Here is a 24,816-nt window from a genome sequence, read left to right as displayed (position 1 = left end):
CGTGCCGGGTGTTTCACCATGTGGAACCGGTCGGCTCGTACGCCCCCCAGACCCCGCGCAGGGCCGTGCACACCTCCCCCACCGTCGCGCGGGCGCGCAGCGCCTCCTTCATCGGGTACAGGACGTTGTCCGTGCCCTCGGCGGCCCGGCGCAGCGCACCGAGCGCCGCCTCCACGGCCGCGCCGTCGCGCTCCGCGCGCAGCCGGGCGAGGGCCTCCCGCTGCCGCTCCTCGATGGCGGGGTCCACGCGCAGCGGCTCGTACGGCTCCTCCTCGTCGAGGGCGAAGCGGTTGACGCCCACGACGACCCGCTCGCCGGTGTCGGTCTCCCGGGCGATGCGGTAGGCGTTCCGCTCGATCTCCGCCTTCTGGAAGCCGGCCTCGATCGCGGCCACCGCACCGCCGAGGTCCTCGACGCGCCGCATCAGGGCGAGGGCGGCCTCCTCCACCTCGTCCGTCATGCGCTCCACCGCGTAGGACCCGGCGAACGGGTCCGCGGTGTGCGGGACGTCGGTCTCGTGCGCGAGGACCTGCTGGGTGCGCAGGGCCAGCCGGGCCGCCTTCTCGGTGGGCAGAGCGATCGCCTCGTCGAAGGAGTTGGTGTGCAGCGACTGCGTCCCGCCGAGGACCGCCGCGAGGGCCTGGACTGCCACCCTGACCAGGTTCAGCTCGGGCTGCTGCGCCGTCAGCTGGACGCCGGCGGTCTGGGTGTGGAAGCGCAGCATCTGGGACTTCGGGTCGCGGGCTCCGAACTCCTCGCGCATGACGCGCGCCCAGATCCGCCGGACGGCGCGGAACTTGGCGACCTCCTCCAGGAGCGTGGTACGGGCGACGAAGAAGAACGACAGCCGGGGGGCGAACTCGTCGACGCGCATCCCGGCGGCCAGCGCGGTCCGCACGTAGGCGATGCCGTCGGCCAGGGTGAAGGCGATCTCCTGGGCGGGCGAGGCCCCGGCCTCGGCCATGTGGTAGCCGGAGATGGAGATGGTGTTCCAGCGGGGGATCTCGGCGCGGCAGTACCGGAAGGTGTCCGCCGTCAGCCGCAGGGAGGGGCCGGGCGGGAAGATGTAGGTGCCGCGGGCGATGTACTCCTTGAGGACGTCGTTCTGGACGGTGCCGGTGAGCCGGTCGCCGGCGATGCCCTGCTCCTCGGCGACGAGCTGGTACAGGAGCAGCAGCAGCGCCGCGGGCGCGTTGATGGTCATCGAGGTGGAGACGCGGTCGAGGGGGATCCCGGCGAGGAGGGTCCGCATGTCGTCGAGGGAGTCGACGGCCACGCCGACCTTGCCGACCTCGCCGTGGGCGAGCGGGGCGTCGGAGTCGTGGCCCATCTGGGTGGGCAGGTCGAACGCGACGGACAGGCCGGTGCCGCCGGCGTCGATGAGCCGGCGGTAGCGGGCGTTGGACTCGGCGGCCGTCCCGAAGCCGGCGTACTGCCGCACGGTCCACGGCTTGCCGGTGTACATCGTCGGGTAAATCCCCCTTGTGTACGGATACGCTCCCGGTTCGCCCAGTTTGACCGCCGGGTCCCATCCCGTCAGGTCCCGCGGCCCGTAAACCGGTTCGATGGGGTTTCCGCTCTCGGTGCGCGCCATGTGACCAAACCCTCCGTAGAGCAAAGGGACCCGGGGCTGATACAACCTTCCCCGCGACGGCTGCCGCCGTCCCCTGACGGCCGCTGGTCACAATGGCGCAACATCCCGTCCGCGTGTGCAACTCTCCACGCCCGCCAGGCATCACCTAGGTACACGAAGCAGAGATCCCGGGGGGACAGCCATGCACCGCCAGAAAGCCATAGTCCGCGCGCTCGGCGCGGCCACCGCCGTCGCGCTCGCCGCGACGGCGTGCGGACCGTCGGAGTCGGCGCCGGCCGGCGCCGCGTCGGCGGTGCCCTCGACGTCCGCGACGGAGCCGTCGCCCGCGTCGTCGCCGTCGGACGACGGCAAGGCCGCCTCGCCGTCGCCCTCGCCGTCCGCGTCGCAGTCGGCGTCCCCGTCGGCCTCGGCCTCGCCGTCCCCGACGGTCAAGGCGATCATGGCGAACGGCGACGACAGCGAGCAGGTGCGCGAGCTCCAGGCCCGCCTGAAGCAGCTCAAGCTCCTGTCCGTGAAGCCGACCGGCTTCTACGGCTCCAAGACGACCTCCGCCGTCAAGTCCTTCCAGGCCAAGAACGGCCTGCCCGCCACGGGCGCCGTCGACGCGGCCACCTGGAAGAAGATCCAGGCGATGAGCAAGAAGCCCACCGCCGACGAGCTGCGCCCGCCGGAGGTCAACGAGGCGGACGCGCCGGACCCGCGCTGCATGCAGGGCCGCGTGATGTGCATCAGCAAGGAGAGCCGGACCCTCGCCTGGATGATCGACGGCAAGATCATCTCGACGATGGACGTCCGCTTCGGCTCCGAGAACACGCCGACCCGCGAGGGCGAGTTCAGCGTGGGCTGGAAGGCCAAGGACTGGACGTCGACGATCTACCACACGCCGATGCCGTACGCGATGTTCTTCAGCGGCGGCCAGGCGGTGCACTACTCGGCGGACTTCGCGGCGCGCGGCTACAACGGCGCCTCGCACGGCTGCGTGAACGTCCGCGACAAGGGCAAGATCGCCGCACTGTTCGACCAGGTGAAGGTCGGCGACAAGGTCGTCGTCTACTGGTGACCGGACGGTCGGCTCCGGAGCCCCCGCCCAGGGGGCCCCGCTGACGAGCCCGGGTGCCCGGCCCTGCCGGCGCCCGGGCTTTCCGCTGTCCGGGGCCAGGCGGGCGGCTGGGGCCGGGGAGATGCGGTGGCGGGGCGCGCGTGCGCGGAGGCGTCGTACCGCGGGGAGGGGAAGGAGAAGGGGGGCGCGGGCAGGGCCGGGGGAACGAACCCCGCCCGCGCCGGGTGCGCAGAGCCCAGGGGTACGGGGGGAACCCCGGCTCTTGCGCGGCCGATGACCAGTCGGCTCGTTATGTACTGCGCCGCAGCTTCGAAAAGTGTTACAGCGGCTCCGCGCCCACCTCGCGTTTCCCTCCGAACGCACCCCGCCGGGGGTACGGAAGGGGTCAGCGGGCGGTGGGGACCTCGGGGGACGCGGTCGGGGCAGGCAGGGCCGGCCGGTCCGCGGGCGCCTGGCCGAGCCGGGGCGCCTTCGGGACGGTGCCCGGGTCGGCGCTGGCGCGCGGGGCGGTGGAGCCGCCGCCGCTGCCGGACTCGCGGGGGCCGTCGAGCAGCGACTCGCAGTAGAGCGGGATCCTCGCGATGCCCTGCGCCAGCCGGGAGAGCCGGTCGCGGCGGTCGGCGTTCATCTGGCCCGACCGGTACGCCTGGCACAGGTCGACCGCCTTGCGGTGGATCTCCCGCTCCCGTTCGAGCAGCTCGGTGGCGCCGCCCTGGGTCTCCTTGCCGGTGCCGCGGGTGCCGCCGCCGGACGCCGTGTCCGTTGGCGTGCCGGTGCCGCCCGCGCCGAAGCCCGGCTCGCCGCCTCCGCCGCGGCCCTGGCCCGCGGCCGCCTCCCCGCCCGGGGTGGCCGGGGGCGGTGCGAGGTCGTCGCCGCGGAACGGCGACGGCAGGAGCTGCGGCGGGGAGGAGGGGCGTGCGGTCCCGCCCGCGGGCGCGGGGCCGTCGTCGGCGCTCAGCGACACGGCCGGCGCGGGGGCCGCGGTGTCGTGGGTGATCCGGTCGAGCAGTCCGGCGCCCGCGGCCGCGGCCAGCCCGCCGACGGCGACCCCGGCCAGCGCCGCGGCCAGCGCGAACCGCGCCGGGCGGCTGCCGCGCCGGCCCCCGGCGGAGGCCCGCGCCTGCGCCGGGATGCCCGCGGAGGGCTTCCTGCCGAGTTCCACCAGGGGTACGGCCGCACCGGCCGCCGCGGACGGCCCCGCCGCACCGGACACGCCCGCAGCGCCGCGCGCGGCGCGGAAGGCGGCCACCGCGGCGGCCTCGCCCGGGAGTTCCGGTCCGGGGGACGCCGGCGGCTGCACCAGCATGTCGAGGGCGGCCCGCAGGCGCGCCTCGGCCTCCCGGTCGCGCGGATCCGCGCCGGCAGAGGCAGGTGCGCCGCGCAGCAATCGTTCCGAGGCGGCCCGGTCCAGCCACCTGTTGCGCTCGTCGGCCATCACATGTCCTTCTGCGTCCGCCAACGTGAATGCGTCACACCGGTTTGCTCTACGAGACCGCCGCCCCGCCCGCGCTGCGCGGGAACCGCGTCGAGGTCCCGGTCGCCCGCGGCGTCCGGGCCCTGGCCACCGGCATTATGGCCGACGGGCGCGCCCGCCCCGGAGCCGGGCTCGGCGTCCGGCCAGGGGCCGCCCTCCGAGCCGAGCAGCTCGGCCAGCTTCTTCAGCCCGCGGTGGGCGGCGGTGCGCACGGCACCGGGCCGCTTCCCGAGGGTCTCGGCGGCGCTCTTGGCGTCCAGGCCGACCACGACGCGCAGCACCACGGCCTCGGCCTGGTCCTGCGGGAGCCGCGCGATCAGCTCCATCGTGCGGCCCGTGGACAGCGCCTCCATCGCCAGGGCGGCGGTGTCGCTGTCGGCGGCCCGGCCCGTCAGCTCCGTCTCGTCGCCGCCGACGGCGGGCCGGCGGCCGCGCATGCGGATGTGGTCCAGCGCCCGGTTGCGGGCCACCCGGGCCGCCCAGCCGCGGAAGCGGTCGGCGTCGCCGGTGAAGGTCCCGAGGTCACGGGCGATCTGCAGCCACGCCTCCGAGGCCACGTCCTCCGCGTCGGAATCGCCGACGAGGGTGCGGACGTACCCCAGCAGGCGCGGGTGCACGGCGCGGTACACAGCACGGAACGCGTCCTCGTCGCCGTCCTGTGCCGCGAGCACGGCGGCGGTCAGCTCCGCGTCGTCCCCCAGCAAAGTCCCCAACCCGTTCACTGTCCTGTACGTGTGGCGCAAATCAGCACGTTACGGCTTTCAAGTACCTTCGTCCACGAGTTGTACGGCCTGCAATCAAGCGTGCGCGAAGCGGGGTGTGACAGAAAACGCACGCGCGGCGCTGAGAGGGATACGGGCTTGTCGCACGAGCCCGTACGGACGGCGACCGGGGCCTCTCCTGTGGGGGGTGGCGGCCTCGGTCGTCTTCCACCTTCTCCGGCGCGCTTCCGCGCCCCTCTCCCCGCCGTCCGGCAGCCCGGTGTGCGTGCAGCCCATCCCGCTCATCCTTTCGGCTCACTTCCGGGTGAAAACCCCGAATCGGTACAGCGGGCCGCGTCCGGCGTCGCTAGCGTTGCCCCACACCCGCACCGCGCCCCGAGGAGCCCCGCTGTCGAGCCATCTTCCGGCGCAGGCCCGCGGCAGCTCCGTCCCGTTCGACGACCGCGGCCTGGCGCGGTTCAACGCCCTGCCCGCCGAACTCGCCGAAGCCGTGCTGCTCCGGTGCTGCGGCAGCCCGCGCTGGGCGCAGCGGGTGGCCGCGCACCGACCGTACCCGGATGCGGGCGCCCTGCGCGCCGCCGCCGACGAGGCGTCGTACGACCTGTCCGATTCCGAACTGGTCGAGGCGCTGGCCGAGGAGCCGCCGGTGGAGCTGGCCGACGGCGCGCCGTACGCCGCCCTGCTGGCGCTGGACGCCGCCCGGGCGGAGTACGAGCGCACGTTCGGGCACTCCTTCGTGGTCTGCCTCGACGGGCATCCGCCGGAGGAGCGGCCCGGGCACCTGATGGCGGCGATCCGCCGCCGGATGGGCCTGGAGGTGGAGGAGGAGCGGGCGATCTCCGCCGAGGAGCTGCGCCGGCTGGCCCTGGCCCGGCTCGCCGACCTGACGGACCGGCTCGCGTCCCAGGAGAGGGTATCCGGCGCCGAAACGGGGCGATTCGCCCGTGCAGGATAGGCCGTCCGTGCCTGTTTGATCACACCGGCGGACCCCGCGCGAAGGAACCGACAAAGCGTCGCTACGATGTCCGGGGCCGGTGGACCGTACCCGGCCGGGCCCGACCGACAACGAAGCCGGCTGGCCCCCGCCCCGCTTCCGGAGGGTTTTCCGTGCCGGCTGGAACGCTGTACCGCGGCCGGGAAGGAATGTGGTCCTGGGTGGCTCACCGAGTCACCGGCGTCCTCATCTTCTTCTTCCTGTTCGTACACGTCCTCGACACCGCTCTCGTCCGCGTCTCCCCCGAGGCGTACGACGACGTCGTGGCGACTTACAAGACCCCGATCGTCGCGCTGCTGGAGTACGGCCTCGTCGCCGCCATCCTGTTCCACGCGCTCAACGGTCTCCGTGTCATCGCTGTGGACTTCTGGTCCAAGGGACCCCGCCACCAGAAGGCGATGCTCTGGTGGGTCGTGGGCATCTGGTTCGTGCTGATGGTCGGGGCCCTGTACCCCGTGCTCGGCCACGCAGCCGCTGAACTGTTCGGGAAGTGACGCGCATGTCCTCTGACACTTCTTCCGCCAAGGCCATCGGCGACGTGGAGGGCGTGAGCCTCTACGACGTCGACAACCCGGCTCCGTACATCGAGGCCCCGCGCAAGCGCACCGGCAAGACGCCGCGCTCGACGCGCGGCAACTTCGAGATGGCCGCGTGGCTCTTCATGCGCCTCTCGGGCATCGTCCTCGTCGTCCTGGTCATCGGCCACCTCCTGATCCAGCTGGTGCTGGACGGCGGCGTGTCCAAGATCGGCTTCGCCTTCGTGGCGGGCCGCTGGGCGTCCCCGTTCTGGCAGGTCTGGGACCTGCTGATGCTGTGGCTGGCCATGCTGCACGGCGCCAACGGCCTGCGTACCGTGATCAACGACTACGCGGAGCGCGCGAACACGCGCCTGTGGCTGAAGGGCCTGCTGTACACCGCCACGGTGTTCACCATCCTCCTGGGCACGCTGGTGATCTTCACCTTCGACCCGAACATCCGCTAGGCAACGGGGCTGAGGCGACAACATCCCATGAAGATCCACAAGTACGACACCGTCATCGTCGGCGCCGGCGGCGCGGGCATGCGCGCCGCCATCGAGGCGACGAAGCGCAGCCGCACCGCGGTCCTGACGAAGCTCTACCCCACCCGCTCCCACACGGGCGCCGCGCAGGGCGGCATGGCCGCCGCGCTGGCGAACGTGGAGGAGGACAACTGGGAGTGGCACACCTTCGACACCGTCAAGGGCGGCGACTACCTGGTCGACCAGGACGCCGCCGAGATCCTGGCGAAGGAGGCCATCGACGCCGTCCTCGACCTGGAGAAGATGGGCCTGCCGTTCAACCGCACCCCGGACGGCACCATCGACCAGCGCCGCTTCGGCGGCCACTCCCGCAACCACGGCGAGGCTCCGGTCCGCCGGTCCTGCTACGCCGCGGACCGCACCGGCCACATGATCCTCCAGACGCTGTACCAGAACTGCGTCAAGGAGGGCGTGGAGTTCTTCAACGAGTTCTACGTCCTGGACCAGCTGATCACCGAGGTCGACGGCGTCAAGAAGTCCGCCGGCGTCGTCGCGTACGAGCTGGCCACCGGCGAGATCCACATCTTCCAGGCGAAGGCCGTCATCTACGCCTCCGGCGGCAACGGCAAGTTCTTCAAGGTGACCTCCAACGCGCACACCCTCACCGGTGACGGCCAGGCGGCCTGCTACCGGCGCGGCCTGCCGCTGGAGGACATGGAGTTCTTCCAGTTCCACCCGACGGGCATCTGGCGCATGGGCATCCTGCTGACGGAGGGCGCCCGCGGCGAGGGCGGCATCCTCCGCAACAAGGACGGCGAGCGCTTCATGGAGAAGTACGCGCCGGTCATGAAGGACCTCGCGTCCCGTGACGTCGTCTCCCGCTCCATCTACACGGAGATCCGCGAGGGCCGCGGCTGCGGTCCCGAGGGCGACCACGTGTACCTGGACCTGACGCACCTGCCGCCGGAGCAGCTGGACGCCAAGCTGCCCGACATCACCGAGTTCGCGCGTACGTACCTCGGCATCGAGCCCTACACGGACCCGATCCCGATCCAGCCGACCGCGCACTACGCCATGGGCGGCATCCCGACCAACGTCGAGGGCGAGGTCCTGGCGGACAACACGACCGTCGTCCCCGGCCTGTACGCGGCCGGCGAGGTCGCGTGCGTGTCGGTGCACGGCGCGAACCGCCTGGGCACCAACTCGCTGCTGGACATCAACGTCTTCGGCAAGCGGTCCGGCATCGCCGCTGCCAAGTACGCCGCCGAGAACGACTACGTCGAGCTGCCGGAGAACCCGGCCGAGCTGGTGGTCGACCTCGTCGAGCGGCTGCGGAACTCCACCGGCACGGAGCGGGTCGCGGACCTGCGCAACGAGCTCCAGGAGACGATGGACGCCAACGTGTCGGTGTTCCGCACGGAGCAGACCATCAAGACGGCGGTCGAGAAGATCGCGGAGCTGCGCGAGCGCTACAAGAACGTCTCGATCCAGGACAAGGGCAAGCGGTTCAACACGGACCTGCTGGAGGCCATCGAGCTGGGCAACCTGCTCGACCTGGCCGAGGTCATGGCCGTCTCGGCACTGGCCCGCAAGGAGTCCCGCGGCGGCCACTACCGCGAGGACTACCCGAACCGCGACGACGTCAACTTCATGCGCCACACCATGGCGTACCGCGAGGTGGCGGCCGACGGAAAGGACTCCGTCCGGCTCGACTACAAGCCCGTCGTCACCACCCGCTACCAGCCGATGGAGCGTAAGTACTGATGGCCACCCCGACCCTCGTGAAGAAGGACGACGCGGCGCCGGCCGCCGACTCCCCGTACATCACGGTCACGTTCCGGATCCGCCGCTTCAACCCCGAGGTCTCCGACCAGGCGGAGTGGCAGGACTTCCAGATCGAGATCGACCCGAAGGAGCGCGTGCTCGACGGTCTCCACAAGATCAAGTGGAACCTGGACGGCACGCTCACCTTCCGCCGCTCCTGCGCGCACGGCATCTGCGGCTCCGACGCGATGCGGATCAACGGCAAGAACAGGCTCGCCTGCAAGACGCTGATCAAGGACATCAACCCGGAGAAGCCCATCACCGTCGAGGCCATCAAGGGCCTGACCGTGATGAAGGACCTCGTGGTCGACATGGAGCCCTTCTTCCAGGCGTACCGGGACGTCATGCCGTTCCTGGTCACCAAGGGCAACGAGCCGACCCGCGAGCGCCTGCAGTCCGCCGAGGACCGCGAGCGCTTCGACGACACCACCAAGTGCATCCTGTGCGCCGCGTGCACGTCCTCGTGCCCGGTGTTCTGGAACGACGGCCAGTACTTCGGCCCGGCGGCGATCGTCAACGCGCACCGCTTCATCTTCGACTCGCGTGACGAGGCCGGCGAGCAGCGGCTGGAGATCCTGAACGACAAGGACGGCGTGTGGCGCTGCCGCACCACGTTCAACTGCACGGACGCCTGCCCGCGCGGCATCGAGGTCACGAAGGCGATCCAGGAAGTCAAGCGCGCCCTGATCACGCGCCGCTTCTGAGCCCTCGGGCCGCACGCACCACCCGCGGGGGCGCCGCCCCGGTCCACGACCGGAGCGGCGCCCCCGCGGCGTTCCCGGGCGGAGGGCCGATTCCGCCCGGGCCGGGGGCGGGCGGCCGCTTCTGTGCGAGGATCGGCCGCATGAGTGACCAGCAGCCGAATCCCTACCCGGGCGGCAACGGAAGCCCCGGCAGCCCGAGTTACGGGTACCCGCAGCCGTACCCGGCGCCGCCCGCCTACCAGCCGACCGTCGGCGGCGCGGGCATCCCCTCCCAGGCCCCGCCCCCGGCGGTGCCGCCGGCCCCTGCCCCGGCCTACCCGGCCGCGCCCGTCGCGGGGGCGGGCGCGGGCGGCGCGGGCCTGACGATCGGTGACATCACCATCGCCGGAGACCAGATCATCACCCCGTCGGGCACGATGCCGCTGCGGGGCGCGATGTGGAACGCGACGGACTTCTCCCGCACCGAGACGAAGATGCCGACGCACGCCGTCGTCCTGGCCATCGTGTTCTTCATCTTCTGCCTGCTGGGGCTGCTGTTCCTGCTGATGAAGGAGAAGGTCACCACCGGGTTCATCCAGGTCACCGTCACCAGCGGCGGCCGCCACCATTCCACGATGATCCCGGCGACGGACCAGAACACCTTCCACTGGGTCATGAGCATGGTGAACCAGGCCCGTTCGCTGAGCATCTGACGGCCCGGCGGAGGACGGGGGCGGGGGCGGGGGCGGGGGCGGGGGCGGGGGGCGGGGGCGGGCCTTCCGGGGGCACGGAAAACCGGGGCGCGGGGGCGGGCCCGGTCGGCCAGGATGTGGCCGTGATCGACACTCTTCCCGCCCATGACACCGCCGGCCCGGCCGACGGCCCCCCGCTGGTCCTGCTGCACTCCTCCGTCTGCGACCGCCGGATGTGGCAGCCCCAGTGGGAGCCGCTCGCCGCCGCCGGGTTCCGGGTCGTCCGGATGGACTTCCGCACCTGCGGCGACTCGCCGCCGGCCACCGCCCCCTACCGCGACGAGGACGACGTCCTCGCCCTGCTCGACGCACTCGGCATCGGGCGCGCCGCCCTCGTCGGCTCGTCGTACGGCGGCCTGGTCGCCCTGCAGGTCGCGGCCCTGCACCCGGACCGGGTGTCCGACCTCGCCCTGCTGTGCCCCGCCGTGGCCGGCCACGTCCCCGGCCCCGGGCTGCGGGAGGTCGGCGACCTGGAGGACGCGCTGCTGGAGGCGGGGGACGTCGACGGGGCGGTGGAGCTGATGGTGCGCACCTGGCTCGGCCCGTCCGCCGACGACCGCACGCGCGACCTGGTCCGCGCCATGCAGCGCCGCGGCTTCGAGACCGCCCTGTCGGCGGAGGGCGAACACGAGCTGCCCCCGCGCGAGGCCGACCTCGGCGCGGTCACCGCACGGACCCTCGCGGTCGGCGGCGCACACGACGTACCGGACTTCCGCGGGATCGCGGCCTCCCTCCCCCGCCGCATCCCCGGCGCCCGCCACGTGGAGCTGCCGTGGGCGGGGCACCTGCCGTCGCTGGAGCGCCCGCAGGAGACCACCGCCCTGCTGCTCGACTTCCTCGGCGGGCGCGGGCGCGGATGACCGCGGCGGGCTCTGCGCGAGCCCGCCGCGTGCACCACCCCCATTCGCTTGAACCTGTTCAAAAAGAGGTCTACAGTCAGGCGTGCCAACGAGTTGAACACGTTCAAGGGGGGCGAGGGCATGGACCTCACCGTCGTCGCGTACGTCATCTACCTGCTCATCAGCATCGGCCTCACCATCTGGGTCGCCCGCACCCTGAGCCGCAACGGGCGGATCTTCATCGCGGACGTCCTGCACGGCGACGAGAAGCTCGCCGACGCCGTGAACCACCTGCTGGTCGTCGGCTTCTACCTCGTCAACATCGGCTTCGTGACGCTCTACCTGCGCTCGGCCGACAGCATCGACACCGCCCGCACCCTCTTCGAGGCCCTCTCGGTCAAGCTGGGCGTCGTCCTGCTCGTCCTCGGCGTGATGCACCTGGGCAACGTGTGGGTGCTGAACAGGATGCGGCGCCGCGGCATCATGGAGCGCCGCCAGACCCCGCCCGTCGCCCCCCAGGGCTGGACCACGCCGGCCGGGGCCTGACCGGTGGCCCGGGAGGCACAGGGCGCCCCGCCCGTCCGGCGGCTGACCGTCCTGTACGACGCCGACTGCCCGCTGTGCGTGCACATCCGGCACTGGCTCCTCGGCCGGCCCTGGATCGTCCCCCTCCGGCTCGTCCCCGCCGGATCCGAAGAGGCCCGGCGGCTCTACCCGGCGCTCGACCACGCGGCAACACTCCGCGAGATCACGGTGATCGGGGACTCCGGGCAGCTGTGGACCGGCACCGACGCCTTCATCGTCTGCCTGTGGGCGCTGGCCGAGCACCGGCCGAAGGCCGAATGGCTCGCCACCCCCGCGGGCCGCCCCTTCGCCCGGGGCGCCATGTACACCGCCTCCGCCTGGCGTCAGGCCGTACGGGCCGAACCCGGCGCGCAGTCCGCGGCGCAGACCGCCGGGGAAGGGGCGGAGGATGCGCGGGAGACCGCCTGCGGAGACCACTGCCCGCCGTCCCGATAGGCTCGGACACCGTGACTGATCAGAAGGCTCCCAAGAGCGAGCAGACCCGCACGCTCATCCTCGAAACCGCGCTCCGCCTCTTCCAGGAGCGCGGGTTCGACAAGACGACCATGCGGGCCATCGCCAAGGAGGCGGGAGTCTCGGTCGGCAACGCCTACTACTACTACGAGTCGAAGGAACACCTGGTCCAGGGCTTCTACGACCGGATCGGCGCCGCCCACCAGGCGGCGGTCCGGCCGATCCTGGACCGGGAGACCGACCTGCAGAAGCGGCTCGCGGGCGTACTGACGAGCTGGCTGGACGTCGCGGAGCCCTACCACGAGTTCGCCTCCCAGTTCTTCAAGAACGCGGCGGACCCGGAGAGCCCGCTCAGCCCCTTCTCCCCCGAGTCCGAGCCCGCCCGCCGGGCCGCGATCGACATGCACCGCGAGGTGCTGGCCGGCGCGAAGACCAAGGTCCCGGACGAACTGGCCGACGTCCTGCCCGAGCTGATGTGGCTCGCGCAGATGGGACTCGTCCTGTACTGGGTCTTCGACCGCTCGCCGGGCAGCGCCAAGACCCGGCGGCTCGCCGAGCGCGGCGCCCAGCTGACGACGCGCGGCATCGCCCTGGCCCGCTTCCGGGTGCTGCGCCCGCTCGTCCGGGAGGTGCACGAGCTGTTCGCGGACTTCCTGCCCGGCATGGCGCAGACAGCCGTCTCCCGGGGCAAGCGCGCCTCGGACCCCCACCCGGACCCCCAGCCGGACGCCGAGGCGGAGGCCGAGGCGGCCGCCCCGGAGCCGGTGAAGACCCGCCGGACCCGGTCACAGCGCTAGCCAGTGCTGTGACCGGGGAGGTTCACCTGGTCACGGCGCCCGGCCCGGCACCTCGCCGCGTTGTCGGACCGCACACGTACGCCCAGTACGAGCCACGGCCCTCCGCCTTGCGATGCACCGCACCGGACACCGCGACCCGGCAAACCTCCCCGGCCACAGCACTAGGCGCCCTCCTCGCGGACCACGATCGCGGCCTTGCCGCGTACACCGCCGGCCGCCAGGAGGCGCAGGGCCTCCGGGGCGTCGGCCAGCGGGAAGCGGGCGCCCACGGCGGGCATGAGGCGGCCGTCCTCGACGAGGCCGGCCAGCGTCTCCAGGTCGGCGCGGCGCGTCTTGGCCACGAGCACCGCCATACGCTGCCGCACGAACGGCGCGAGGGCCAGCGCGGCGAACTGCCGCCGCAGGCCCAGCCAGTTGCCGTCGTCCTCGCCGCCCGCGATGACGAGCGTCCCGCGCGGCGCCAGCACGGCCCGCAGCCGGGACAGCCGGCTGCTCCCGCCGATGTCCAGGACAACGTCGTAGCGGCGGCCGGAGGCCGCGAAGTCGGTGCGGGTGTAGTCGACCACGTGGTCCGCGCCGACCGCGCGCACCAGGTCGGTCTTCGCCGTGCTGCACACCCCCGTCACCTCGGCGCCCAGCGCCTTGGCCACCTGAACCGCGTACGTCCCGACGCCGCCCGAGGCCCCGACCACCAGGACGTGCTGCCCCGCCCGGACCCGGCCCGCGTCCCGGAGGCACTGGAGCGCCGTGAGCCCGGACTCCGCCAGGACGCCCGCCTCCGCGAAGCCCAGCCGGTCCGGCTTGCGGGCGATCCGGTCGGCGCGGGCGACCGCGTACTCGGCGAACGAGCCGGACGCCACTCCCCAGACCTCGTCGCCCGGCGCGAACTCCGCCACCCCGGGCCCCACCTCCTCGACGGTGCCCGCCACGTCGTGCCCGACGGCCGGGTTCCGCGGTCGGCGCAGCCCGGTGAACGGCCGGACGACGTAGGGCAGGCCGGCCATCAGGTGCCAGGTGCCCCGGGTGACCCCGGCCGCGCGGACCCGGACCAGCACCTCGCCCCGCCCGGGCGACGGCCGCGGCACCTCGGCCAGGCGCAGCACCTCCGGAGGGCCGTACCCCTCCTGGACGACCGCTTTCATCACGCCGGCCCGCGTGGGGGCCGGTACCGCCCGTCCGGTGGGGTCCATGCCGTCCGCCTCTCTCCCGTACTAAGTACGACTTACTTAGTACGGTACCCTTCGGGCAGCAGTCAACCCACGAGTGCCGACGGAAGGCGAGATGGCCAAGCACGCTCCGCTCACCCGGGAGCGGGTGCTCGCCGCGGCGGTCCGCGTCGCGGACGAGGGCGGCATCGCAGCCCTGACGATGAGGTCGCTGGCGCAGGAACTCGGCGTCAAGCCGATGTCGCTCTACCACCACGTGCCCAACAAGGAGGCCATCGTCGACGGCATCGTCGACGCCGTCTTCGCCGAGATCGACCTGCCGCCCGCCGAGGCGGACTGGCGCACCGCGCTGCACCACCGCGCCCACTCCGCCCGCGCCGTGCTGCGCCGCCACCCCTGGGCGACCGCGCTCATGGAGTCGCGCTCCCACCCCGGCCCGGCCAACCTGCGCCACCACGACGCGGTGATCGCCGTGCTGCGGCGGGGCGGCTTCCCCGTCGCGCTCGCCGCGCACGCGTACTCGCTGCTGGACAGCTACGTGTACGGGTTCGCCCTGACCGAGGCGGCCCTGCCGTTCGAGCCCGGAGACGCGGCGGGCGCCGTCGAGGACCTCCTCGGGCAGTTCCCGGCGCAGGAGTACCCCCACCTCGCGGAACTCGCCCGGGAGCACGTCATGCAGCCCGGCTACGAGTACGGCGCGGAGTTCGGCTTCGGGCTGGAACTGATCCTCGACGGCCTCGAACGCCGCCTCGCCGCGTGACGCGGCCCGGGCCCCGGGCCGGTCAGGCCTGGTAGGAGGCCAGTTCGACGACCGTGATGTCGGACGGGGCCCCGACCCGGACCGGCGGGCCCCAGGCGCCCGCGCCCCGCGAGACGTACAGCTGGGTGTCGCCGTAGCGCTCCAGCCCGGCCACGGTCGGGTTGGCGAGGCCGGCCAGGTACTCGCCCGGCCACAGCTGGCCGCCGTGGGTGTGGCCCGACAGCTGGAGGTCGACCCCGTGCCGGACCGCTTCGTGGACCACGACGGGCTGGTGGGCCATCAGCACGGCGGCCCGCCCGCGGTCGCGGTCCCCGAGGGCGGCCCGGAAGTCCGGCCCGGTGCCCTCCCGCTCCCCCTGGACGTCGTTGACGCCCGCGAGGTCGAAGTACGGCAGCGCGCGGCGCGCGTTCTCCAGCGGGGTCACGCCCAGCTCCCGGACGTGGTCGATCCACTGCTGCGCGCCCGAGAAGTACTCGTGGTTCCCGGTGACGAAGAAGGCGCCGTGCCGGGCCCGGAGCCGGGCGAGCGGCTCGGCGGCGGGCCCGAGGTCGGCCACGTCCCCGTCGACGAGGTCGCCGACGATCGCGATCAGGTCGGGCTGGGTGCCGTTGACGGCGTCGACGACGCGGGCGGTGTGCGCCCGGCCGAGGACCGGGCCGATGTGGACGTCGCTGACGACGGCGATCCGGAAGCCGTGCGCCGCGCGGGGCAGTCTGGCCAGCGGCACCCGCACCCGCTTCACGCTCGGCCCGCGCAGCACCCCGTACGTCCCGTACCCGACGGTCCCCGCCGCGGCGGCGGCCGCGGCGCCGGCGAGGGCGCGGGCGACGAACACCCGCCGGCTCAGGCCGGCGCCCTCCGCCCCGGCATCCGGGCCGGCGGCGGATTCGGCGGCGGGCTCGGGATCCGGTTCGGCGGCGGCCTGCGCCGCGTCCTGCGGATGCTCCGCGGACGGCCCGCCCGCCGGAGCCGGCCGCGGCGGCGGCGCGGCGGCCGGAGCCCCCGCGGACGCGGGCTGCGGCTCCGGCCGGGGCTCCGGCTGCGGCCGCGGGTCCCCGGGCCGCGGCTCCGGCCGCGCGGCCGCGCCGCGCCGGAGCAGGACGGCGCGCACCGGCTCCGTCACGAGGACGGCCAAGGTCAGGTACAGCAGGACGGCCAGCCACAGGTAACCCGGCCAGGCCACGGCCTGTTGGACCGGGAAGGGCGCCCCGGCGCGCCCCGCGGTGAGGGCGGCCAGCGAGAGGAGCGGCAGGGTGAAGGCGAGCACGGTGCCGGCCCGGCGGGCCGCCCCGCCGGGCCGCGTCGTGTCGCGCACCAGCCGTATCCACAGCCACCGGTGGACCAGCGCCAGCAGGGACAGGACCAGCAGGACCGCGGCGACGGCCAGGGCCGCGCTCATTCCGGGCGCTCCGCGCGCGCCTCGCGCCGCAGGGCGAGCACGCCGCGCAACCCGATCACACCAACGGCCGTCCCCAGGAGAAAGGAGGACACCGCCAGGAGAAGGTGTACCCAGAAGTACGTGGTCGGCTCGCCGGCGGCGTCGAAGGCCAGGCCGCTGCCGTTCCTCCACAGGTTCCGGACGAAAGACACCCAGATGAACCAGCTCCACACTCCGAAGGCGAGCAGGAACCAGGAGGCGGCGCGGCTGAGTCTCATGCCCCCAGTATCGGTTCGGTCCCCAGGACGGACGCGCCAGGGTGGGCTGTCCCGGCAGTGGTTCGCCCGACTTGGCCGGTCCCCGGTGGCCGCGAGCCGATCGGGATGTACGTTCACCTGCGTGTCTGCAAAGAAGACCGCGCTCGCGGTCCTGTCCGCCGCGCTGCTCGTCCCCTCGCTCCTGACGGTCCCCGCGCACGCCTCGCCGCCCGCGCCGCCCGCCGACGGCAAGGGGCAGCCGCACCGGGCCCCCGCCGCCCCTCCGGAGTCGATGTCGACCGTGGGCGGCGCGCTGCTCGGCAAGCCGGGCGTGCAGGTGAACCCGCTGGCGGGGGCGCCGGCCCTGCCGGCGACGCTCACCGGGCGGTCGTGGATCGTCGCGGACGCCGCCACCGGCGAGGTGCTCGCGGCGAACAACGCGCACTGGCGGCTGCCTCCGGCCTCCACGATGAAGATGCTCTTCGCCGACACCCTGCTGCCGAAGCTCCCCAAGGACCGGGTCCACCGGGTCACGTCGGAGGAGCTGTCGGAGGTCGGCTCCGGCTCCAGCCTGGTCGGCGTCAAGGAAGACCTGGAGTACTCGGTGCACGACCTGTGGCTGGGGGTGTTCCTGCGGTCCGGGAACGACGCCGTGCACGTGCTGTCGGCGATGAACGGCGGTGTGGAGAAGACCGTGCGGGACATGCAGGCGCACGCCGAGGAGCTCCAGGCCCTCGACACGCACGTGGTCTCGCCCGACGGGTACGACGCCGCGGGCCAGGTGTCGAGCGCGTACGACCTCACCCTCATCGCCCGCTCCGGGCTGCAGAAGGCGGACTTCCGCGAGTACTGCGGCACGGCCAGCGCGAAGTTCCCGGGCCGGCAGGACGGCGGGACCCGCGAGTACTTCGAGATCCAGAACACCAACCGGCTGATGACCGGCGCGGGCGGGCTCCCCGCCTACAAGGGCATCGCGGGGGTGAAGAACGGCAACACCACGATGGCCGGCTCCACCTTCACCGGCGCGGCCCGGCGCGGCGACCGGCAGCTCCTCGTCACGGTGATGAACCCGTCGGGCGGGCTGAACTCGGTGTACCAGGAGACCGCGGACCTCCTCGACTGGGGCTTCGCCGCGGCCGGCAAGGTCAAGCCGGTCGGCGAGCTGGTCCCGCCGAAGAGCGCCGACACCTCCTCCTTCGGCTCCCCCGCCCAGTCCCACGACCGGGAGGCGGCCGCGGCCGGCCGCGGGGAGGGCGGCGCCCGCGGCACCGCCCTCGCGGTCGCCGCCGGGACGCTGGCCCTGGTGGTGGGCGGGTCGTACGCCTTCAACCGGCGCTTCCCGGCCGGCCGTCGCCGCCGTCCGGAGGAAGAGCTCTTGCCTTGACATCCTCCCGGGCTAACGGCCCGGGATTCCCGCCTGCGCCCGCACGAGCCGTGGGGACCGCTTCGGGTGGGTTCCTGCTTCGCTGCGCGGTGCCGGGACGAGTCCTGGTCTTACCTGCGCTCGACAGGCTGTCACGGCCAGTCCGGCCGCCCTGGCGACGTTGACCGCCGCGTTGATGTCCCGGTCCAGGACGGCCCCACATGACCCGCAAGTCCACACACGGACGTGCAGGGGCTTGGGGCCGTCGTTTACACCGCACACCGAGCACACCTGAGAGGTGGGCTCGAAACGGCCGATCCGGACGAAGGTCCGCCCGTACCGGGCGGCCTTGTATTCCAGCATCGCCACGAACGCCGACCATCCGGCGTCGTGGACGGACTTGGCCAGGCTGGTGCGGGTGAGCCCCTTCACCGCCAGATTCTCCACCGCGATCGCTTGGTTCTCGCGGATCAGCCTCGTGGAGAGCTGGTGGTGGAACCCGCGGCGCGCATCGGCGACCCGCGCGTGCGTGCGGGCGACCTTCAGCCGGGCCTTGTCCCGGTTACGGGAACCCCTGGTCTTGCGGGACAGGTCTCGCTGCGCCTTCTTCAGGCGCTTCTCGGCCCGACGCAGGAAACGCGGGCAGTCGATCTTCCGGCCGTCGGAGAGGACGGCGAAGTGCCCGAGGCCGAGGTCGACACCGACCTCGGGCGTCGTCTTCGGCAGTATCTCGTCCGGGCCGGTCTCCACGACGAAGCTCGCGAAGTACCGGCCCGCGGCGTCCCTCAGTACCGTGACGCTTGACGGGGCGGACGGCAGTGCCCGGGACCACTTCACCGCGAGGTCGCCGATCTTCGGCAGCCTCAGCTTCCCACCCTCTGTGATCGCCCAGCGGGCGTTCGCGGTGAAACGGATCGACTGCCGGCTGTCCCGCTTCGTCTTGAAGCGCGGGGCACCCATTCGCGGGCGCTTGCCCTTGAGGCCGTCGAAGAAGCTCCGGTATGCGGAGTCCAGATCCCGGAGGGACTGCTGGAGAACGACTGCGGAGACCGCGCCGAGCCAGGCCCGTTCCGGCGTCTTCTTGGCAGCGGTCAGGCGCCTGGACAGTTCCGCTGCGGTGATGAACGGCAGCCCCGCCGCCCGGGCCTCCTCGCGGACGCGCAAAGCGTCGTTGAAGACGACCCGCACGCATCCGAACGTCCTGTCGAGCACCTGGCGTTGACCAGCGCTCGGGTACACGCGGAAGCTGTACCGGATATGCACGACGATCACTCTATCGATCCATGCCACCACACAAGAGCAAAACCGCACTATAGGGTGATATCGAACATATATCGCCACAATCAGGCGGCCTGGCGATTCACCCCTGATCTGAGGGCCGGGACGCTCTTACAGGCTCTGCCGTAGCCGTCCAGGCCGCGCAGAGCAGCAGGAGCTTCGCCGTGAGGTTGATCCACAGCAGCAGGGCGACGGGTACGCCGAAGGCGCCGTACATGCTCTTCGCGGCCACGCCCCGGATGTAGCCGCCGATCAGCAGCTTCAGCAGCTCGAAGCCGGCCGCGCCGATCAGCGCCGCCTGGACGAGGGCGCGGCGCGGCGGCTCGACGCCGGGGAGCAGGGTCAGCAGGTACAGCAGGAGCAGGAACGCGGCGAGGACGCCGACGAGGAACGCCGCGGCGCGCAGCAGCAGTCCGCCCGCGCCGTCCTGCGGGACGCCCAGGGAGGAGCCGGCCCGGCCGACGGCGCTGGAGCCGATGATCGAGGCGGCGGCCGAGGCGAGGACGGCCGCGCCGAGGCCGAGCAGGACGAGGGCGTCCTTGCCCTTGCGGACGACCGGGTTCTCGCCCTCGTCGTCGTCCTTCTCCCACACGGCGCGCAGGCACTCGCGCATGGAGCCGACCCAGCCGATGCCGGTGAGCAGCAGCAGGGCCCCGGCGACGACGCCGATGGTGGCGGCGTTCGCGACGAGTCCGGGCAGGTCCAGCTGGTCGGAGATGCCGGGGACCTGCTCGGCGAGGGTCTGCTGGAGCCTGTCCAGCTCGTCCTCGCCGAGGGTGGCCGCGCCGACGGCGGCGGCGACGGTGATCAGGGGGAAGAGCGCGAGGAAGCTGATGAAGGTGATCGCGGCGGCGAGCCGGCTCCAGTGGACGCGCTCCAGGCGCTGGTACGCCTGCCATGCGCGGGTCTGCATGAGCCGGGCGGCCGCCGGGCCGACCACGGGGAGTTTCACCAGCCAGTCCATGGGGTCACCGTAAAGGAGCCCTCGGAAATGGCGGTGATTGCCGCTTGCGCGCACTACGGTCGTCGTTTGTGACTTTTCGCCCGGGCCTCCACCCGTTCCCGCGCCTGGTCCTGCGCGCCGTGCTGTTCCGTACCCGCCGGACCCTGCGCCCGCTGCGCCGGGAGGCGCGTCAGGACTGCCCGGGGGCCGGGTCGGCAGCCGTTCCGGCCGCCTCGTCGACGGGCGAGCCGGGCTGTGCGGGGACTGCGCCGGCGGCGGCGTTCCCGAAGGGGTACTCGCGCAGTTTGCGCCAGACGCCGTCGGAGCCCTGCTCGTAGAGCGCGAAGCCGGTGCACGGCCATGCGGCGCTGTAGTCGGCGAGCTCGGCGAAGGCCCGGTCCATCGCCTCGTCGGGGATGCCGTGGGCGACCGTGACGTGCGGGTGGTACGGGAACGCGAGCTCCCGGTCGAGCGGCCCGGCCGGGTCGCGGACGAGGCCCTGGAGGCGGTTGCAGCCCTCGCCGCCCTCCACGACCCGGACGAAGACGACCGGGGAGAGCGGGCGGAAGGTGCCGGTGCCCTCCAGGCGCATCGCGAAGGTCCCGAAGGCCTCCGCGACCTCCGCGAGGTGGGCCCTGATCCGGGGCAGCCGCTCCGCCTCGACCTCGGTCGGCGGGACCAGGGTGACGTGCGTGGGGATGCCGTGCGCGGCGGCGTCCCCGAAGCCGGCCCGCAGCTGCTGGAGCTGGCTGCCGTACGGCTCCGGGACCGCGATCGAAACGCCGAGCGTGACGGTCCCCACGTGTCTCTCCTTGGTCGTCTGCGTCTGCGTCTGCCGGATGCGTGCTGTGCCGCCCGGCCCAGTGTGCGGCCAGGGGGCCCCGGATGGCCAGCGCCCTTCCGTCCCGCCGGCGGGCCCGGCGGCCCGCGTCAGTGCTTGGCGGGGAGGAACCCGAGCCGGTCGTAGGCCTGGGCGAGGGTCTCGGAGGCGACGGCGCGGGCCTTCTCGGCGCCCTTGGCCAGGATCGCGTCCAACGTCTCCGGGTCGTCCAGGAATTCCTGGGTGCGCCGGCGGAAGGGTGTGACGAAGTCGACCATCACGGCGGCGAGGTCGGTCTTCAGGGCGCCGTAGCCCTTGCCCTCGTAGCGGGCCTCCAGCGCGGGGACCGTCTCGCCGGTGAGGGTGGAGTAGATGGTGAGCAGGTTGCTGACGCCGGGCTTCTTCTCGGCGTCGAAGCGGATCTCGGTGCCGGTGTCGGTCACCGCGCTCTTGATCTTCTTCTCGGTGGCCTTGGGCTCGTCGAGGAGGTTGATCAGGCCCTTGGGCGAGGACGCCGACTTCGACATCTTGATCGCGGGGTCCTGGAGGTCGTAGATCTTGGCGACCTCCTTGACGATGTGCGCGGCGGGGACCGTGAAGGTCTGCCCGAAGCGCTGGTTGAAGCGCTCCGCGAGGTCGCGGGTCAGCTCGATGTGCTGGCGCTGGTCCTCGCCGACCGGGACGGCGTTCGCCTGGTAGAGCAGGATGTCGGCGACCTGGAGGATCGGGTACGTGAACAGGCCGACGCTGGCGTTGTTGACGCCGCCCTTGGCGGACTTGTCCTTGAACTGCGTCATCCGGCTGGCCTCTCCGAAGCCGGTGATGCAGTTCATGACCCATCCGAGCTGCGCGTGCTCGGGGACGTGGCTCTGGATGAAGAGGGTGCAGCGCTCCGGGTCGAGGCCGGCGGCGAGCAGCTGGGCGGCGGAGAGCCGGGTGTTCGCGCGGAGGTCCTTCGGGTCCTGCGGCATGGTGATCGCGTGCAGGTCGACCACCATGTAGAACGCGTCGTGCGTCTCCTGGAGTGCGACGTACTGGCGGATCGCTCCGAGGTAGTTCCCGAGGTGGAACGAGCCGGAGGTGGGCTGGATGCCGGAGAGCGCGCGGGGACGGTCAGAAGCCATGGGCCCATTCTCTCAGGTGCGGGGGCCGACTCCGGCCGTTCGGCGGCCGGAAGCCGCCGGTTCCCGCCGGGGCCGGGGCGGGGCCGCGGCGCCGGTGGCGCCGGGTTCCCGCCGCGGGGCGGCCTACCCGGGCGTAGGGGGTGTGGGGATACCGCCCCGGCCGGGCGGCCGGTTCCGGCCGGGGCCGCTTCCTGTGCGGTCAGGCCACGGGCAGGCCGGGGGCGGGGTGCGCGGCCATGAGGTCGGCGACCTCGGCGCGGATCGCGGCCAGTGCCGGCTCGTCCCCGGCCGCGGCGGCGTCCACCGCGCGGGAGATCCACTCGGCGACCTGCGGCATGTGCCCGGTGCCCAGGCCCCGGGAGGTCAGCGAGGGGGTGCCGATGCGGATGCCGGAGGGGTCGAACGGCTTGCGCGGGTCGAAGGGCACCGTGTTGTAGTTCACGACGATGCCGGCCCGGTCGAGGGCCTTGGCGGCGGTCTTGCCGGGGACGCCCTTGCCGGTGAGGTCGATCAGGACGAGGTGGTTGTCGGTGCCGCCGGAGACCAGGTCGAAGCCCCGCTCCAGGAGGGCCTGCGCGAGGGCCCTGGCGTTGGCGACGACCGCGTGCGCGTAGCGGGTGAAGGCGGGCTGGGCCGCCTCGTGCAGGGCCACGGCGATGCCGGCGGTGGTCTGGTTGTGGGGGCCGCCCTGGAGGCCGGGGAAGACGGCCTTGTCGATGGCCTTGGCGTGCTCCTCGCGGCACATCAGCATCGCGCCGCGCGGGCCGCGGAGCGTCTTGTGGGTGGTGGTGGAGACCACGTCGACGTGGCCCACCGGGGAGGGGTGGGCGCCCCCGGCGATGAGGCCGGCGATGTGGGCGACGTCCGCGACGAGGACGGAGCCGGCCTCCTTGGCGATCGAGGCGAAGGCCTCGAAGTCGATGGTGCGGGGCAGGGCGGTGCCGCCACAGAAGATGATCTTCGGGCGTTCGGCGAGGGCGAGGTCGCGGACGGCGTCGTAGTCGATCAGGCCGGTGTCCGCGGACACGCCGTACTGCACGCCGCGGAACCAGGAGCCGGTCGCGGAGACCCCCCAGCCGTGCGTCAGGTGCCCGCCCATCGGCAGCGCCATGCCCATCACCGTGTCGCCGGGCTTGGCGAAGGCCAGATAGACGGCGAGGTTGGCGGGCGAGCCGGAGTACGGCTGCACGTTGGCGTGGTCGACGCCGAACAGGCCCTTCGCCCGCTCGACGGCCAGCGCCTCGATGCGGTCGATGTTCTGCTGGCCCTCGTAGTAGCGGCGGCCCGGGTAGCCCTCGCTGTACTTGTTCTGCAGCACGGTGCCGGAGGCCTCCAGCACGGCCGCCGACACGTAGTTCTCGCTGGGGATCAGGCGCAGCGTCCGCGCCTGGAGGTCTTCCTCCGCGGCGACGAACGAGGCGAGTTCGGGGTCGGTCGCGGTCAGGGCGGGATGGCGGGGCGCGGTCACGGCGGCTCCTCCGGGGTCGATGTCCAAGTCTCGTCCCCGCGAGGCCCAGGCGGGCGGCCCTGTGTGCGGTCGTGCGCGCACGACTCCCCCGGAGTCCGTTCCCCGTGCGCCAGTCGCCGTGCGTACCGCCCACCTTAGCCGCCGCCTGCGCCGGGAGGTTTCCGCGTCCGGTATACGAGCGACGTATAGCGGTGTACGAGGGACGGGTTCGGGGCCGACACCCCGCGGCCCGCCCCCGCCCGTGACCGACGATCGGAGACCCCGTGTCGACCACCGCAGATGCCATCGCGTCCGCCGAGGCGCACAGCGCGCACAACTACCACCCGCTGCCCGTCGTCGTGGCGACGGCGGAGGGCGCCTGGATGACCGACGTGGAGGGCCGCCGCTACCTCGACATGCTCGCGGGCTACTCGGCGCTCAACTTCGGCCACTGCAACCCCCGCCTGCTGGCCGCGGCACGGGCGCAGCTGGAGCGCGTCACCCTCACCTCCCGGGCCTTCCACCACGACCGCTTCGCCGACTTCTGCACCGAACTCGCCGCGCTGTGCGGCAAGGACATGGTGCTGCCGATGAACACCGGCGCGGAGGCGGTGGAGACGGGCGTGAAGACGGCCCGCAAGTGGGGCTACGAGGTCAAGGGCGTCCCGGACGGCCACGCCAAGATCGTCGTCGCGGCGGACAACTTCCACGGCCGGACCACCACGATCGTCAGCTTCTCCACCGACCACGAGGCCCGCGACCACTTCGGCCCGTACACGCCCGGCTTCGAGATCGTGCCGTACGGCGACCTGACCGCGCTGGCGCAGGCGGTCACCCCGAACACGGTGGCCGTGCTGCTGGAGCCGATCCAGGGCGAGGCGGGGGTGCTGGTGCCGCCGGCCGGCTACCTGAAGGGCGTACGCGAGCTGACGCGCGAGCGGAACGTGCTGTTCATGGCGGACGAGATCCAGTCGGGCCTGGGGCGGACGGGCCGGACGTTCGCCTGCCAGCACGAGGACGTCGTCCCGGACGTGTACCTGCTCGGCAAGGCGCTCGGCGGCGGCGTCGTCCCGGTCTCGGCGGTCGTCGCCGACCGGGACGTCCTCGGGGTGTTCAAGCCGGGCGAGCACGGCTCGACCTTCGGCGGCAACCCGCTGGCCTGCGCGGTGGGCCTGGAGGTGGTGGCGATGCTGCGCACCGGCGAGTACCAGCAGCGGGCGGCCGAACTGGGCGACCACCTGCACCGGGAGCTGAACCTGCTGGTCGGCAGCGGCGCGGTGACCGCGGTGCGCGGGCGCGGCCTGTGGGCGGGCGTCGACATCGACCCGGCGCACGGCACGGGCCGGGAGGTCTCGCAGCGGCTGATGGAGCGCGGCGTGCTGGTGAAGGACACGCACGGGGCGACGATCCGGATCGCGCCGCCCCTGGTGATCGGCAAGGAGGACCTCGACTGGGGGCTGGACCAGCTGCGCGCGGTGCTGGCGTCCTGACCGGGCGGCCGGG

At 72.9% G+C, this 24,816-nt stretch carries 25 protein-coding genes; 14 read left to right on the top strand and 11 right to left on the bottom strand.

The features are described 5' to 3' along the window. Positions 1-13 precede the first annotated feature (13 nt). Entirely contained in the window at positions 14-1,594 is a 1,581-nt protein-coding gene (locus tag ACZ462_RS00505) for an acyl-CoA mutase large subunit family protein (RefSeq protein WP_467808025.1), read from the bottom strand. 181 nt (positions 1,595-1,775) lie between these two features. On the opposite strand from ACZ462_RS00505, the gene ACZ462_RS00500 reads away from it, so the two are divergent. Next, positions 1,776-2,654 carry a L,D-transpeptidase family protein gene (locus ACZ462_RS00500; protein WP_467808026.1) on the top strand — a complete coding sequence of 293 codons (879 nt, stop codon included), beginning with the start codon at positions 1,776-1,778 and terminating at the stop codon, positions 2,652-2,654. A 385-nt stretch (positions 2,655-3,039) separates the two neighbouring features. On the opposite strand, the gene ACZ462_RS00495 is transcribed toward ACZ462_RS00500, so the two are convergent. Together ACZ462_RS00495 and ACZ462_RS00490 are read right to left on the bottom strand one after the other, a co-directional pair. Next, positions 3,040-4,089 (bottom strand): hypothetical protein, encoded by a 1,050-nt coding sequence (locus tag ACZ462_RS00495; RefSeq protein WP_467808027.1) that lies wholly within the window; start codon positions 4,087-4,089, stop codon positions 3,040-3,042. Further along, complete coding sequence (locus tag ACZ462_RS00490) at positions 4,089-4,832, bottom strand: RNA polymerase sigma factor (RefSeq protein WP_467808071.1); 744 nt, start codon at positions 4,830-4,832, stop codon at positions 4,089-4,091. Before ACZ462_RS00490 ends, ACZ462_RS00495 begins: the two co-directional genes overlap by 1 nt. A 370-nt stretch (positions 4,833-5,202) precedes the next feature. Between ACZ462_RS00490 and ACZ462_RS00485 the strand changes: the two genes are divergently transcribed. The 10 genes from ACZ462_RS00485 to ACZ462_RS00440 all read left to right on the top strand — a co-directional run bounded on the left by ACZ462_RS00485 (position 5,203) and on the right by ACZ462_RS00440 (position 12,777). Next, entirely contained in the window at positions 5,203-5,805 is a 603-nt protein-coding gene (locus ACZ462_RS00485; RefSeq protein WP_467808028.1) for a 2-oxo-4-hydroxy-4-carboxy-5-ureidoimidazoline decarboxylase, read from the top strand. A 152-nt stretch (positions 5,806-5,957) separates the two neighbouring features. Next, positions 5,958-6,338, top strand: coding sequence for a succinate dehydrogenase, cytochrome b556 subunit (sdhC, locus tag ACZ462_RS00480; RefSeq protein WP_467808029.1), 381 nt, complete (start codon positions 5,958-5,960; stop codon positions 6,336-6,338). 5 nt (positions 6,339-6,343) lie between these two features. Next, positions 6,344-6,826: a succinate dehydrogenase hydrophobic membrane anchor subunit gene (locus tag ACZ462_RS00475; protein ID WP_030027687.1), complete on the top strand. Its 483-nt coding sequence runs from the start codon at positions 6,344-6,346 to the stop codon at positions 6,824-6,826. A 27-nt stretch (positions 6,827-6,853) separates the two neighbouring features. Next, the gene (sdhA, locus tag ACZ462_RS00470) at positions 6,854-8,608 is read left to right on the top strand and encodes a succinate dehydrogenase flavoprotein subunit (RefSeq protein WP_467808030.1); all 1,755 of its coding nucleotides are present in this window, start codon (positions 6,854-6,856) and stop codon (positions 8,606-8,608) included. Further along, the gene (locus ACZ462_RS00465) at positions 8,608-9,372 is read left to right on the top strand and encodes a succinate dehydrogenase iron-sulfur subunit (protein ID WP_467808031.1); all 765 of its coding nucleotides are present in this window, start codon (positions 8,608-8,610) and stop codon (positions 9,370-9,372) included. The genes sdhA and ACZ462_RS00465 overlap by 1 nt, the downstream gene beginning before the upstream one ends. Positions 9,373-9,512: 140 nt before the next feature. Continuing rightward, the gene (locus ACZ462_RS00460; protein WP_467808032.1) at positions 9,513-10,064 is read left to right on the top strand and encodes a hypothetical protein; all 552 of its coding nucleotides are present in this window, start codon (positions 9,513-9,515) and stop codon (positions 10,062-10,064) included. A 122-nt stretch (positions 10,065-10,186) separates the two neighbouring features. Beyond that, entirely contained in the window at positions 10,187-10,963 is a 777-nt protein-coding gene (locus ACZ462_RS00455; RefSeq protein ID WP_467808033.1) for an alpha/beta fold hydrolase, read from the top strand. 120 nt (positions 10,964-11,083) lie between these two features. Further along, positions 11,084-11,488, top strand: a complete 405-nt coding sequence (locus ACZ462_RS00450; RefSeq protein WP_467808072.1) for a hypothetical protein — start codon at positions 11,084-11,086, stop codon at positions 11,486-11,488. A gap of 3 nt (positions 11,489-11,491) precedes the next feature. After that, positions 11,492-11,962 carry a thiol-disulfide oxidoreductase DCC family protein gene (locus ACZ462_RS00445; RefSeq protein ID WP_467808034.1) on the top strand — a complete coding sequence of 157 codons (471 nt, stop codon included), beginning with the start codon at positions 11,492-11,494 and terminating at the stop codon, positions 11,960-11,962. 11 nt (positions 11,963-11,973) lie between these two features. Continuing rightward, positions 11,974-12,777, top strand: a complete 804-nt coding sequence (locus ACZ462_RS00440) for a TetR family transcriptional regulator (protein ID WP_467808036.1) — start codon at positions 11,974-11,976, stop codon at positions 12,775-12,777. 161 nt (positions 12,778-12,938) lie between these two features. On the opposite strand, the gene ACZ462_RS00435 is transcribed toward ACZ462_RS00440, so the two are convergent. Next, complete coding sequence (locus tag ACZ462_RS00435; RefSeq protein WP_467808038.1) at positions 12,939-13,967, bottom strand: NAD(P)-dependent alcohol dehydrogenase; 1,029 nt, start codon at positions 13,965-13,967, stop codon at positions 12,939-12,941. Positions 13,968-14,058: 91 nt separating this feature from the next. Here ACZ462_RS00435 and ACZ462_RS00430 point away from each other — a divergent pair, with 91 nt between their 5' ends. Then, on the top strand, positions 14,059-14,703 hold the full coding sequence (locus ACZ462_RS00430; RefSeq protein WP_467808040.1) for a TetR/AcrR family transcriptional regulator: 645 nt from the start codon (positions 14,059-14,061) through the stop codon (positions 14,701-14,703). Between the two features lie 22 nt (positions 14,704-14,725). On the opposite strand, the gene ACZ462_RS00425 is transcribed toward ACZ462_RS00430, so the two are convergent. Both ACZ462_RS00425 and ACZ462_RS00420 read right to left on the bottom strand, forming a co-directional pair. Then, a complete protein-coding gene (locus ACZ462_RS00425) occupies positions 14,726-16,102 on the bottom strand; it encodes a metallophosphoesterase (protein ID WP_467808041.1) in 1,377 nt (458 codons plus the stop codon). Further along, positions 16,099-16,359, bottom strand: a complete 261-nt coding sequence (locus ACZ462_RS00420; RefSeq protein ID WP_467808043.1) for an SCO4848 family membrane protein — start codon at positions 16,357-16,359, stop codon at positions 16,099-16,101. The genes ACZ462_RS00425 and ACZ462_RS00420 overlap by 4 nt, the downstream gene beginning before the upstream one ends. Positions 16,360-16,480: 121 nt before the next feature. On the opposite strand from ACZ462_RS00420, the gene ACZ462_RS00415 reads away from it, so the two are divergent. Continuing rightward, positions 16,481-17,722: a D-alanyl-D-alanine carboxypeptidase family protein gene (locus tag ACZ462_RS00415; protein ID WP_467808044.1), complete on the top strand. Its 1,242-nt coding sequence runs from the start codon at positions 16,481-16,483 to the stop codon at positions 17,720-17,722. 12 nt (positions 17,723-17,734) lie between these two features. On the opposite strand, the gene ACZ462_RS00410 is transcribed toward ACZ462_RS00415, so the two are convergent. From ACZ462_RS00410 to ACZ462_RS00390, 5 genes are all read right to left on the bottom strand, one after another. After that, complete coding sequence (locus ACZ462_RS00410) at positions 17,735-18,964, bottom strand: RNA-guided endonuclease InsQ/TnpB family protein (protein WP_467808073.1); 1,230 nt, start codon at positions 18,962-18,964, stop codon at positions 17,735-17,737. 97 nt (positions 18,965-19,061) lie between these two features. Then, entirely contained in the window at positions 19,062-19,943 is an 882-nt protein-coding gene (locus tag ACZ462_RS00405; protein WP_467808045.1) for a YihY/virulence factor BrkB family protein, read from the bottom strand. A gap of 169 nt (positions 19,944-20,112) precedes the next feature. Then, positions 20,113-20,724 (bottom strand): 2'-5' RNA ligase family protein, encoded by a 612-nt coding sequence (locus tag ACZ462_RS00400; protein WP_467808046.1) that lies wholly within the window; start codon positions 20,722-20,724, stop codon positions 20,113-20,115. A gap of 128 nt (positions 20,725-20,852) precedes the next feature. Beyond that, the gene (gene trpS, locus ACZ462_RS00395; RefSeq protein WP_467808048.1) at positions 20,853-21,866 is read right to left on the bottom strand and encodes a tryptophan--tRNA ligase; all 1,014 of its coding nucleotides are present in this window, start codon (positions 21,864-21,866) and stop codon (positions 20,853-20,855) included. A 199-nt stretch (positions 21,867-22,065) separates the two neighbouring features. Continuing rightward, positions 22,066-23,334 carry a serine hydroxymethyltransferase gene (locus ACZ462_RS00390; protein WP_467808049.1) on the bottom strand — a complete coding sequence of 423 codons (1,269 nt, stop codon included), beginning with the start codon at positions 23,332-23,334 and terminating at the stop codon, positions 22,066-22,068. A gap of 263 nt (positions 23,335-23,597) precedes the next feature. Here ACZ462_RS00390 and rocD point away from each other — a divergent pair, with 263 nt between their 5' ends. Further along, a complete protein-coding gene (gene rocD / locus ACZ462_RS00385; RefSeq protein ID WP_467808050.1) occupies positions 23,598-24,803 on the top strand; it encodes an ornithine--oxo-acid transaminase in 1,206 nt (401 codons plus the stop codon). Positions 24,804-24,816 lie beyond the last annotated feature (13 nt).

The sequence above is a fragment of the Streptomyces sp. NPDC031121 genome, assembly GCF_055570615.1.
This window is presented reverse-complemented; position numbering and strand designations above follow the sequence as displayed.